Source organism: Methanococcoides sp. DA23 (assembly GCF_057593895.1).
This window is the reverse complement of the sequence record NZ_CM172520.1, coordinates 2,046,248-2,057,564: the sequence shown is the minus strand read 5'-3', so window position 1 is coordinate 2,057,564 and position 11,317 is coordinate 2,046,248. Positions and strand designations below refer to the sequence as shown.

Here is an 11,317-nt window from a genome sequence, read left to right as displayed (position 1 = left end):
AAGCTGATCGCATAGTTCCAATATATTAAAAAAAGTAGAACTTTTGAGGTTCTTTATTCAATTTTGCGTGCGACTGCTTCGATGGCCTCGATAACACTGTTCTTCGGCATTATTGTCGCAACAGGGATACGTATGATCTTTTCTATTGTGGGGCTGACTATGGGAGCACATACAAGGGCTTTCGCTCCTTCTCTTTCAGCACGGACCGCGGCGATGATGGCCTCTTCCATTGTGGTGGCCGAATATTCTCTGATGGTACAGAGTGTCCCTCCGATCTTCCTCTTTGTCTCACTGATATTATCCAGTACAGGACGTGCAGCGATGACCGCAATGAAATCTCCCTTATCGGAACCCTCGATGGTCCTGATGGTCTTAACTATCTGGCGGAGTGTTCTCATGTTCGGTTCCCTGTTTCCTGACATGAGCTTATACAGTGTACTTGGTGGAATGTTAGCATACTCTGAGAACTCAATGGCTGTAAGTTCAAGGTCTTCCTTGATGACTTTCAACAATGTGTGCTGGAATGCCTCATCCGACTCAAAAGCCGCATCTATCACTTTATTTGCAACGCTTATACTCACTCCTCCAATAAAATATATTAACTCTTTTAGGATATATTAAACTTTGTATTACTACTTTTAGGAAACAATCCCGGTTGATACGACAATCTATAAATAGGGTATTCTGATGAAATAGCATGATAGTAACATATTTATTAATGGAGGGATCGATCTGAAGAAAATCACAGCAATTACATTCATATCTATCATGCTGGTTGCAGCAGTATTCCTGTCAGGATGCACTTCCGCACCAGATGATGGAAATTTGACCGAAATAAACATTGGCTATCAGCCAAGCACTCATCAGATATCATACATGACAGCCTTTGAGAACGGCTGGTGGGCTGAGGATCTCGCACCATTTGGTATCATGACCATAAATGAGTTCGAGTTCCCTACCGGCACTCCTGAGATGCATTCAATGATCGCAGGAAACATTGATGTTGCATACGTTGGCGCAGCACCTGTTATTTCCGCACTCAGTACCGGACTCGATGCAAAGATCGTCGCAGCAGTGAACACACAGGGCTCCGATCTTGTGCTCAGAAATGAGTTCAAGTATGATGGTCCTGCAGACCTTAAAGGTTTAAAGATCGCAACTTTCCCACCGGGAACGATACAGGATACCATCTTCAAGGACTGGTTGATCGAGAATGGTCTTGAACCTGGCACAGATGTCGAAGTTGTCGCAATGGGTCCTGGGGACGCAACCGCTGCTCTTGCAGCAGGTCAGGTAGACGGTGTATTCCTGCCACACCCTGCACCAACGTTCATTGAAGCGGAAGGCTCCGGTCGTTCAGTTGTCGCATCCGGGGAAATACTTGCAGACCATGCATGTTGTGTGCTTGTGGTCAGTGGTGATCTTATCAGGAACAACCCTGAACTGGTCGAACAGATCGTAAAGACCCACATCAAGGCTGTAGAGTATGATAATATCAACATCGAAGATGCAGCGAACACATTTGCTAACAAGCAGGGTGTTGATAATACAACTGTACTTCAGTCCCTTGAGGACTGGGATGGTGTCTGGTCAGCTGACCCACGTCCGCTTGTAGAGTCCACAGTGGAATACGCAAACTTCCAGTATGAACTTGGTTATATCGACAGACAGCTTACAGAAGAGGATATCTTTGACGTGAGCTTCTACGAGAAGGTCTCTGAGGAGTAAACAGCAACATACATTAATGAACAGAACATATAACCGCCGGAATTGAGGGCTATGTCCCTCGATCCTCGAAGGAGATATCATGAACAAAGCCGGCACAAAAGGACTACGTGAAAGAGGGATTGAAATATTATCCGTATCGGTGGCCATTATTATATGGCAATTGATAGCAGAGTTCGTGGTAAACAATAAGTTTATCCTGCCAAGCTTTACTGATGTTCTGTTCGCTTTTATCAGGATCATTGAAGGGGGTATCCTCTTCACTGATCTTGCAATAAGTATGCTTCATTTTGGAATTGGAATTCTTTCTGCACTTTTAATAGGTATTCCCATAGGGGTGGCCATGGGCTGGTTCAAGACCGTGAACCGTGCATTGGACCCTCTGATCGAGATAATTCGTCCCATTCCGCCGCTTGCATGGATCCCCTTTGCCATAGTCTGGTTCGGCCTGACCCATACTTCTGCAGGGTTCGTGGTCTTTATAGGAGCGGTCTTCCCTGTTATCATCAACACATTTGATGGCTTCAAAAGCGTTCCGAAGGTATATGTGGAAGCTGCCAAAGTGCTGGGTTGTATGAGCAGTGGATCGCTTATACGCCACGTTGCATTACCGTCTGCACTGCCTTCCATTGCTTCAGGTATCCGTATTTCCATGGGTGTCGGTTGGATGTGTCTGGTTGCAGCGGAGATGTTCGGCGTAAGTACGAACGGACTTGGTTACAAGATCTGGTGGCACTACTATCTGCACCAGATGGATTTCGTTCTTGTTTATATGCTGATACTTGGCTTCCTCGGTCTTTTCATTGACAGGGTGTTCAGGTGGTATGTTAATGGATATCTTCTTAAATGGCGTGCAGGAGTTGTGGTATAATGGGTGAGGTAAAAGTCTCCGGTATCTCGGTGGCGTTTGAGAAAGAGGACAGTGAGTCCACCCTTGCACTTGATAATGTTGACCTTGAAATAAAGGACAAGGAATTTGTCTGTTTCATAGGTCCTTCGGGCTGTGGAAAAACAACCCTTCTCAGGACCATCGCCGGGCTCGAAAGACCGGATAAGGGGCAGATAACACTTGACGGTGAGGACATAACCATTCCGGATTCGAAAAGAGGGATGGTATTTCAGGAGTATTCCCTTTTCCCCTGGAGGACTGTCATCCAGAACATTACTTTTGGGCCTCAAATGAAGGGTATCCCCAAGAACGAGATACTCGAAGTAGCTGAAAAATACTTAAAGCTCGTAGGACTTGAACAGTTCCGGAACAGTTATCCGTATGAACTTTCCGGTGGAATGCGACAGAGGGTAGCCATTGCCCGAGCTCTTGCGAACGAGCCCAAGGTCCTTCTAATGGACGAGCCTTTCGGGGCTCTGGATGCACAGACAAGGAACACCTTGCAAAAAGAGCTGCTTCAGGTTTGGGCAAAGTACCAGATAACAATCGCTTTCGTGACCCATAGTGTGGATGAGGCGGTTTTCCTTGCGGACAAGATCGTTGTGATGAGCGCAAGACCTGGCAGGATCAAGAAGGTCATAAATGTTGATCTTCCAAGGCCTCGTGAAAGGACAAGTTCCGAGGCAAATGAGTTACGTAACCAGCTTTTGAAAATGCTGGCAGAGGAGCGACGCAACTAACTTTAAAAAGGGTATCACATCTCGGAACGAACGATAAGCTTTGTTCCGGATTCTATTTCTTTAATATCGACCTTTCCTATAAGCTCTAAAGCAGTAGCTGCTTTAACGAACTTTACCTGGCAACCTGGCCTTATGGACATTGCATTTCCGCATATTGCCGATCCTCCGACCTTTACGTTGTCAAGCATTGTAAGATCATTTGCAACCTCAATGTTCCCGCTTATCTCACAACGTGTGCTTATGAGGGCATCATTTGCTTTGACATCGCCTTTGACTAAAGATTCTTTTCCAAGCTGTAGCGATCCACTTACTTCCAGATCTTTCCAGAAGTTCGCACCAGACCCTACGATCATGTTACCATCTATCTTGATGCTATTTTCAAAGAAGGCTTTCCTACGGATAATGTAAGTATTTGTATCTGCATGGTATCTGATAAATTTTTCATCCATCTATATCCACATCCGTGATCTTGAAAGGGTGATAGGTCTATCTCATAAGATATATACTATCGGTTGCTTTACTTACTGTCTTTTTATTTATATATTCTATTGTTTTCTCTCGGCATTTATTTCAGTATGCTTTAAACAGAACTTCCTCCAGCTCTCTCTTTGGAACATGATGACGTCCGTTCTCATCATGCCAGTATCTAATATCATGTTCCTCTCCGGTTTTCTCGAGAACGATCTCTTCTGCCGGGATACCCATTGCCAAGACAAGCATGATCTCGAGTTCGGGGGGCACTTCAAGTTCTTCTCTCAGCACTTCCCTGTTAACAGAACCAATGACACAGCTTCCAATACCTTTCTCCATGGCCGCAAGGCGAATGTTCTGCAAAGCAATTCCTGCATCATATCTTGCATCGGGCCTTATCCTCGTATCATCGAGTATAATGATGTAAGCGGCTGGTCTTTCTCCTTCAGCAGGTCCTTTCCATTCGTGAAGATAACCTGCCCATCCAAGCTGTTCGAATATGATCCCGTTAGTTCTCAGATCAGATGAAATGATATATTTCAGTGGTTGGCTGTTGGTGGCTGAAGCTGAAATTCTTGCAATATTGACAAGTTCTGTTAACGTTTCCTTTGAAATAGCATCAGTCTGTTTAAATCTTCTATAACATCTGGTCCTGAGAACAAGTTCACTTAGCATTTGTTCACCTCATATTGTCATTTGGTTGAGTGATCCGAATAGTTTATTAGTTAAAAAAATAGATATATTTGCCACAGACTTTATAATCTATTTTTAAGTATCTTGAGATATTTTGAATTGTTATCCTATGTCCTAATATATTATGTGAATAATATTGCCTATGGTACATCTAAAATTTGATCTACTATTAATGTAGGTTTAAATTTTCATATATAAGTGGTTAACTATGTTCTCTAACAGATAATTGACATTGGATGGATCATTGGTGACAAGAAATCTTATAGTGTTTCATATAAGTGCAGATGGGATCATATTAAGCTACAACTCTTCTGAAGGCTTACAATTACTCGTAGAGCCTGATCATTTCATGGGCAAGAGCATAATTGATATTTTACCTTCAGACGTTTCCGAGAACGCAAAAAGCTGTATCAAAGAAGCTATGATCACAGGTGATATGCGCGATATGCAATATCAACTTCAGTTGGGGGGAGAATTGCATGATCTTGAAGCTACATTCGTTCTTGAAGGCAAAGACCGTCTTATAGTGATCATAAAAGATGTAACAGAACAACTGGCAACTCATAATAAACTTGTTGAAAGTGAAAAAAAGTATCGTCTCCTTGCTGACAATACTATCGATGTCATATGGCAACTGGACATGTCCTTGTGTTTTACTTATGTCAATCGTTCAGTGCTCGATGTTACAGGATATTCAGTAGATGAAGTGATCGGTTCTAACCTTTCGATGCTCTTTACACCTGAAGAATTTGATGTGGTTATTAGCCTTATTAATAGTGAAAAGTGTGCAAAAGGTGAAAGTGTCTCCTTTGAAACGAATCTCATACGCAAAGATGGCACTTTACTTCCAATTGATATTACCGGCAAGATAGTTCTCAATGAAAACCAGCTTCCTATATGCATTCAGGGCAGGACAAGGGACATAAGTGCATATGTTGAAGCAAGGAATGCTTTGCTTGAGAGGGAAGATCGGTTCAGGTCCTTGTTCGAGAACTCGAACGATGCGATCTTCATTCACACTTTTGATGGTACTATTCTCGATGTGAACAACAAAGCATGTGAACTCATTGGTTATTCAAAGGATGTTTTTAAAACCAAAGATCTTCGGATCCTACTTCCTGATGGTCTTGAATACGAGGCAAAAGAACATCTGGATGATGTTATTGAAAATGGTTCGTCCAGATTTGAATCTCGGTTCAAGAAAGCCGATGATGGCATTATTGATGTTGAGGTAAGCGTTTCAGTTATCGATGAAGATAAAAGGATCATTCAGGGAATTGTCCGCGATATCACTGAAAGAAAAAATGCAGAAAAAGAGATCCAGGAAAAAGAAAAGCGTTTTGAGACATTGGTTGCGAACATTCCGGGTGCAACATATCGTTGCAAGCATGATCCGGATTATACCATGGAGTATATCAGCAAAGAAATAACTGCGATGACTGGTTATCCTGCATCGGACCTAATTTGGAGTTCAGTCCGCACTTATGCAAGTCTCATCCATCCGGATGACGTTAAAATGGTAGCCAATGCCATAGATAGATCCCTTACAGAAGACCGTCCTTATTTTACGATCGAGTATCGTGTTCTTGATTCTCAGGGTAATGTTCACCATGTGTTCGAAAGAGGCAGGGGAATCTATGAGAATGGGAAGTTGATGTTCTTTGATGGTATCATCTTTGATATAAGTGATAAAAAAGAGATGGACCAGAAAGTTCGGCTTTTCAAGACCATCGTTGATGGCGCTGCATATGGTACTTCCATTAAAGATGCCAGCGGTAAGATCCTCTATGTGAATGAAAGTTTTGCACAGATGCATGGTTTTGATGTTGATGAGCTTGTGGGGTCCCATATTTCTTTACTTAGGGGTGATGATGCGGTCTATGGGGCTGAGTTCCAAAAAGTTTCAAAAGGTCACGTTATGGATGAAGTTCTCAGGGTCCGAAAAGATGGCAGTGAATTCCCGGCACTTATGAATTGCTTTGTGATCACGGATGATAACAACGAACCTGTATATTTCTCGAACACTGTTATTGACATCACTGAACGTAAAAGATCAGAGATCATGATGCATCAGGCAATGGAAGTAGCCGAACATGCAAACCGGACAAAAAGTGAATTCCTTGCTAACATGAGCCATGAACTAAGAACACCTCTTAATTCTGTCATCGGTTTTTCGGATGTGCTTTTGACTGAGACCTTTGGTCACTTGAACGATAAACAGGCCAAGTATTTGAAGAACATTTCTTCCAGTGGAACTCATTTGCTCAACCTTATCCAGGACATTCTCGATATCTCCAAAATAGAGGCTGGAAAGCTTGGGCTTACCTATGAGAAGTTCTCTGTCCCACCCACTATCGATGAAGTTGTTCTGTCGATGTCGGATTTTGCTAAGAGTAAACAGGTTTCCATCACGGTTCACAATAATGGGGTTGACCTGATCACTGCCGACAGGACAAAGTTCAAACAGATACTCTACAATCTCCTGAATAACTCATTGAAGTTTTCCACCAAAAATGGTTATGTGAAGATCCACACACAGATAATCGATGATATGCTGGAACTATGTGTTCAGGATAATGGGGTTGGTATTCCGCAGGACAAGATGGGTCATCTGTTCGATCAATTCTATCAGGTGGATGCTTCTTCTTCACGTCAGTATGGTGGAGCTGGTCTTGGTCTATCACTTGTCAGGCAGTTCGCTGATATGCATGGTGGGGATGTGCATGTGGAAAGTAAGGAATCTGTTGGGACTACTGTCTATGTGCATATCCCAAAGTGATAAGTGAAAGTGCGGTCGCAGTAATATCTCCTTCATTCTTTCCCCATGAACCATTGCTGTTCTGTCTGGACATAAGCCATTTGAGGGATGTATCAAGTTCTTCTTTCAAACCGGCAATGATCAATGCCTGTATTACCAGATTGCTGGTCGAGATGAATTTCCAACCACCGTCTTCAGCTCTCTCCGACAGGATCCAATTGACACGGTCTTCTATAAAGTCAGTGACATGCTTCTCTTTTGTCAGCTCTTCCTGCTTTACAAGAGTGGTGACGATAAGGGATGTGGTGCCCACATGTTCCCATTTTTCACCATAGTTCTCAATAAGCCACTTGCACCCTTTCATTTCAGGGATGTCCATCTCGGCAAGGGCTATTAATGCATAGGTCGTGTCGTAAACATCGTTCTCCCAAGAACCGTTGGTTTCCTGTTTGGAAAGCAACCATTCCCCGCACTTCTCAAGGTCGAAGCTGGAAGATACAAGGCTGGAACAAGCCCTTGCAGTCTCTCTTATTGAATTGTCCCAGTAGTTCTCACTTTTAAGCTGGATGAGCTTGGCAGGAAAATCATTTTCCACACCCCATAGTTCGCATGCAGTGATGAGGCGTGATAATTCCTTTGCAGTGGTGATCTCCTGTTCTCTTATCCACCTAAATGCATTTTGTATCATCTCTTCCATTTGCTAAAGGATGTCTGCATCGTTATTTAGTGTTTTTATTCTGAAGGATATACCTGTGCCTTTCTTCGTATTCTTTCTGTTTTCCCGGATTCCATTGTTTTACATGACCAAAATAACCGGTAACTCGTGATACATGATCTACTGCCGGTTCATTGCAAATGGGACACTCGAGATTCATCCCGCGGGAGACATGCCTGTTTTCACATACTGAAAAATCAGGTGAGAAACAAAAGTAAGCGAGGTCTGTTCCTGAGAGCTTTTCTATTAGTTCGCTCATCCCTTCCGGATCCGGGAAACTTTCCCCCATCCAGATATGGCTGATAGTACCTCCTGTAAAATATGGGTGGAAATTGGCTTCTATCTTTATCTTTTCGGCAAGGGATATCTTTGAACTGTAGGGGACATGGGTGGAGTTCGTGTAATAGTCAGCATCTTGGCTGCCCTGGACATGTGCTTTTTCACCATATGCAGCCCTGTCAAGGATAGCAAGCCGATGTGCAGTGCTTTCAGCAGGTGTTTGTTCGAAAGTATATTCAATCCCGTCCTCTCTTGAATATGTTTCTATTTTTGCTAGCATATGGCGGATAATTTCCATTCCCAGTTCATGTTGTTCTATCATGTCCTGTCCTGTAAGGTTCAAAAGGCACTCATTGAGGCCGACCATCCCGAAGGTCAGGTGCCGTGAACCATGGTCGAAATATGGCAGGTCATTTTCCGTTCTCTGCAATAGCCAGGGCAAGATCTTCCATTCATAAAGCGATCTCCTGACTATCTCCTGCCCCTCGAGCAGTGCTTTCCTTGTGATCTCCAGTATCTCATCTAATCTTTTAAAGAAGCCATCCATATTTCCCGCTTCCAGTGCAACTCGCGGCAGGTTGACAGTCACTATCTTGTTGGAACCGCTTCCCATCCCTCCTGCTGTCCACACTCCTCCCGAGTGTCTGGCAAGCAGACGGCAGCACATTGCCTGTGTGGTATTCTCTTCAAGATAATCGGTTGTCAGGTTCAGGAAATAAGGGGCACCGGTGGATGAGGTTGCATACATTGTTCTTTTCCACAGCGGGTCTTCGGGGTCAATGTCCTTTGTTATGGCAGTTGTGATGAGTGGGAATGTGAATGGCAGTCCATCAGCATCGCCCTTTGCTGCAATATCCATGAATGCGCCGTAGATCGCACGTGCCTCTTCCTTAAAACAGGAATACGTCCTTTCAATGAACTCTCCTCCGTAAACGGCCTTTTCGTTCGCAAGGGAGGATGGGCAATTGATACGAAGTCCGATATTCGTGAAAGCACTCTGTGCACCGATACGGTTCGATTGGTTCATCTGGAAAATGAACCCCTGTATTATCTGGAGCAGTTCTTCTTCATCAATATCGGAGTAGTGAAGATGTGGTGCGAGTAGCCAGTTGAACATATCTATGGCCTGCGCTCCTGCAAAAAAATGCTGGGAATGGAGCATGAATGACATTGCGTGATATATTGCCGCATCGAAGCGCTTTGCAGGAGCGCTTCTGGAATCCGGGAATTTCAGTCCGTCGAGCAGGAAGATCCTTGCATCAATTCCATTGCAATAAGGTTTGAAAGGATTGCTCAGGTCATGTATGTGGATATTTCCTCTTGTATGGGCTTCTGCAATTTCCTTTGAGTAGAGGTTATCAAGGGCATATCTTTTCTTGATCTGTGATGCAACATGCATATCAATAACAGAAGGGCTGAAGCGTGTGTTCGCGTTTTCCTTCAGCAGCCAGTTCCTATTGTACAATACATCGTCTATCAGTTCATTTGTGTCTTTAAAATCAAGACGATCTATGCTTCCCAGTTCTTTACTCCCACTCATGGATAATTGTCTGGAGGTCAAGACTTATATAATGATTCAGATAGGTGGGAATGGGGATGATGGGTGGATAATTAACAAATGAATGAGGGGGTAGAAAGAAAGAAAGAAAGAAAGAAAGAAAAGGATCGATGACATGCACTTATTTTACAAAGTGGCATGTCCTATTAATATCATTTAACAAATTCTTCTACAGCGTCTACGACCTTGTTAAAGCGGATGTACCATTCTGAATCGCTCTTGATATCAATGTGTACGTGTCCGCTGTCCCCGGCAGCTGCAACTTCTGTCTCGATGGGTAATGTGCCAAGCACTTTCACGCCAAAGTCCTCGGCTGCTTTTGCAACTCCGCCTGAGCCGAACACATGGATCTTCTCATCGCAGTGTGGGCAGACGATACCGCTCATGTTCTCTACCATTCCAATTACCGGTACTTCGATCATTTTGGCGAAATTGAGTGATTTTCTGACACTTGTAAGGGCTACATCCTGTGGGGTTGTGACAACGATAGCACCGGTCATGTTACCGATCAGTTGTGAGATGCTCAATGGTTCGTCCCCTGTTCCAGGCGGGAGGTCGATGATAAGGTAGTCCAGCACTCCCCAGTCCACTTCTTCAAGGAACTGCTTGATGGCACTCATCTTTGCAGGTCCTCTCCAGACGATCGGAGAGTCGTTGCTGTCCAGGAGGAGTCCAACTGACATTATCTTCAGATTGCCGTTGACTTTTACGGGAGCAAGGCCTTTTTCACTGACAGTAGGTCTTTCATTCTCCACGCCGAACATCTTTGGTATGGTCGGTCCGTGAATGTCACTGTCAAGAAGTCCAACTGAGTATCCGCGGTCTGCAAGGGCTGCAGCAAGGTTGGCGGAGACAGTGCTTTTACCAACGCCTCCTTTGCCGCTCATGACCATTATCTTATTCTTGATCCCTCTGAGGTTGGTAACGAGCTTTGGTTCTTCAGGCTTGGTACTTAATAGACTTTCTGATGATTGGATATTGGATGACATTTTCATTCTCCTTGTGATAATGTTGTTCCTGTTATAGGTTATTCTGACCGTTTCTGGTCGTTGATATTGACATAGTTTCCGCCCTTTATCTCAATGGCTTTACCTGTGGTCAATGCCAGTGCGAGCTTTTTCCTTGCATTTTTCAGGTCTTCCCAGAATGCACGCCTTGAGATCCCCATTTTTGTTGCTGCTTCCTGTTGTTGCAAGCCTTCAAGATCTACCAGCCTCAGGGCTTCCAGCTCTTCCAGTGCAAGAGAAACTACTTCCAGCTCAGTAAGTTTTACTCCTCTTGGCTTGAAATAGAGTATATCGGGGTTACATTCCACTCTTCTGGGGTTCTTTGGCCTTCCTCTGCATGTCATAACATCTTGTATTCCCATCTTCTAACTTCTATATAATAAATTCCCACAAGCTTTTTATATTTATTCACATGCGTTTAAAATCATTGATATTTGGCCAATTTTCAGAGTTGTAATGGATGTTTTTATCTCCAGAGGAAA

Annotated in this window: 11 protein-coding genes; 4 read left to right on the top strand and 7 right to left on the bottom strand. The window is 43.7% G+C overall.

Annotation, left to right across the window (positions count from 1 at the left end; genetic code table 11):
* Positions 1–53: 53 nt before the first annotated feature.
* Positions 54–575 (bottom strand): helix-turn-helix domain-containing protein, encoded by a 522-nt coding sequence (locus AC20MK_RS10185; RefSeq protein WP_270095743.1) that lies wholly within the window; start codon positions 573–575, stop codon positions 54–56.
* A gap of 193 nt (positions 576–768) precedes the next feature.
* Between AC20MK_RS10185 and AC20MK_RS10180 the strand changes: the two genes are divergently transcribed.
* From AC20MK_RS10180 to AC20MK_RS10170, 3 genes are all read left to right on the top strand, one after another.
* Complete coding sequence (locus tag AC20MK_RS10180; RefSeq protein WP_487355696.1) at positions 769–1,728, top strand: ABC transporter substrate-binding protein; 960 nt, start codon at positions 769–771, stop codon at positions 1,726–1,728.
* A 79-nt stretch (positions 1,729–1,807) separates the two neighbouring features.
* Positions 1,808–2,596, top strand: coding sequence for an ABC transporter permease (locus tag AC20MK_RS10175; protein WP_487355695.1), 789 nt, complete (start codon positions 1,808–1,810; stop codon positions 2,594–2,596).
* The gene (locus AC20MK_RS10170) at positions 2,596–3,354 is read left to right on the top strand and encodes an ABC transporter ATP-binding protein (RefSeq protein ID WP_487355694.1); all 759 of its coding nucleotides are present in this window, start codon (positions 2,596–2,598) and stop codon (positions 3,352–3,354) included. The genes AC20MK_RS10175 and AC20MK_RS10170 overlap by 1 nt, the downstream gene beginning before the upstream one ends.
* Positions 3,355–3,368: 14 nt before the next feature.
* Here the strand turns inward: AC20MK_RS10170 and AC20MK_RS10165 are convergent, their stop codons facing one another.
* Both AC20MK_RS10165 and AC20MK_RS10160 read right to left on the bottom strand, forming a co-directional pair.
* Positions 3,369–3,803 carry a polymer-forming cytoskeletal protein gene (locus tag AC20MK_RS10165; RefSeq protein WP_487355693.1) on the bottom strand — a complete coding sequence of 145 codons (435 nt, stop codon included), beginning with the start codon at positions 3,801–3,803 and terminating at the stop codon, positions 3,369–3,371.
* A gap of 121 nt (positions 3,804–3,924) precedes the next feature.
* A complete protein-coding gene (locus AC20MK_RS10160) occupies positions 3,925–4,500 on the bottom strand; it encodes a nitroreductase family protein (RefSeq protein WP_487355692.1) in 576 nt (191 codons plus the stop codon).
* Positions 4,501–4,765: 265 nt separating this feature from the next.
* Here AC20MK_RS10160 and AC20MK_RS10155 point away from each other — a divergent pair, with 265 nt between their 5' ends.
* Positions 4,766–7,297, top strand: coding sequence for a PAS domain-containing sensor histidine kinase (locus tag AC20MK_RS10155; RefSeq protein ID WP_487355691.1), 2,532 nt, complete (start codon positions 4,766–4,768; stop codon positions 7,295–7,297).
* Here AC20MK_RS10155 and AC20MK_RS10150 read toward each other — a convergent pair.
* The 4 genes from AC20MK_RS10150 to AC20MK_RS10135 form a co-directional block, all read right to left on the bottom strand.
* Entirely contained in the window at positions 7,269–7,973 is a 705-nt protein-coding gene (locus AC20MK_RS10150) for a prenyltransferase/squalene oxidase repeat-containing protein (RefSeq protein ID WP_487355690.1), read from the bottom strand. The genes AC20MK_RS10155 and AC20MK_RS10150 overlap by 29 nt on opposite strands.
* Positions 7,974–7,995: 22 nt before the next feature.
* Entirely contained in the window at positions 7,996–9,810 is a 1,815-nt protein-coding gene (gene nrdD, locus AC20MK_RS10145; protein WP_487355689.1) for an anaerobic ribonucleoside-triphosphate reductase, read from the bottom strand.
* A gap of 170 nt (positions 9,811–9,980) precedes the next feature.
* Positions 9,981–10,817 (bottom strand): Mrp/NBP35 family ATP-binding protein, encoded by an 837-nt coding sequence (locus AC20MK_RS10140; RefSeq protein ID WP_487355688.1) that lies wholly within the window; start codon positions 10,815–10,817, stop codon positions 9,981–9,983.
* A gap of 38 nt (positions 10,818–10,855) precedes the next feature.
* A complete protein-coding gene (locus AC20MK_RS10135) occupies positions 10,856–11,179 on the bottom strand; it encodes a DUF134 domain-containing protein (RefSeq protein WP_487357103.1) in 324 nt (107 codons plus the stop codon).
* Positions 11,180–11,317: the final 138 nt, after the last annotated feature.

Coding starts and splice junctions, on each gene's coding strand:
- AC20MK_RS10180 (WP_487355696.1), top strand. CDS start 769: ATGCTGGTTGCAGCAGTATTCCTGTCAGGATGCACTTCCGCACCAGAT.
- AC20MK_RS10175 (WP_487355695.1), top strand. CDS start 1,808: ATGAACAAAGCCGGCACAAAAGGACTACGTGAAAGAGGGATTGAAATA.
- AC20MK_RS10170 (WP_487355694.1), top strand. CDS start 2,596: ATGGGTGAGGTAAAAGTCTCCGGTATCTCGGTGGCGTTTGAGAAAGAG.
- AC20MK_RS10165 (WP_487355693.1), bottom strand. CDS start 3,803: ATGGATGAAAAATTTATCAGATACCATGCAGATACAAATACTTACATT.
- AC20MK_RS10160 (WP_487355692.1), bottom strand. CDS start 4,500: ATGCTAAGTGAACTTGTTCTCAGGACCAGATGTTATAGAAGATTTAAA.
- AC20MK_RS10150 (WP_487355690.1), bottom strand. CDS start 7,973: ATGGAAGAGATGATACAAAATGCATTTAGGTGGATAAGAGAACAGGAG.
- nrdD (WP_487355689.1), bottom strand. CDS start 9,810: ATGAGTGGGAGTAAAGAACTGGGAAGCATAGATCGTCTTGATTTTAAA.
- AC20MK_RS10140 (WP_487355688.1), bottom strand. CDS start 10,817: ATGTCATCCAATATCCAATCATCAGAAAGTCTATTAAGTACCAAGCCT.
- AC20MK_RS10135 (WP_487357103.1), bottom strand. CDS start 11,179: ATGACATGCAGAGGAAGGCCAAAGAACCCCAGAAGAGTGGAATGTAAC.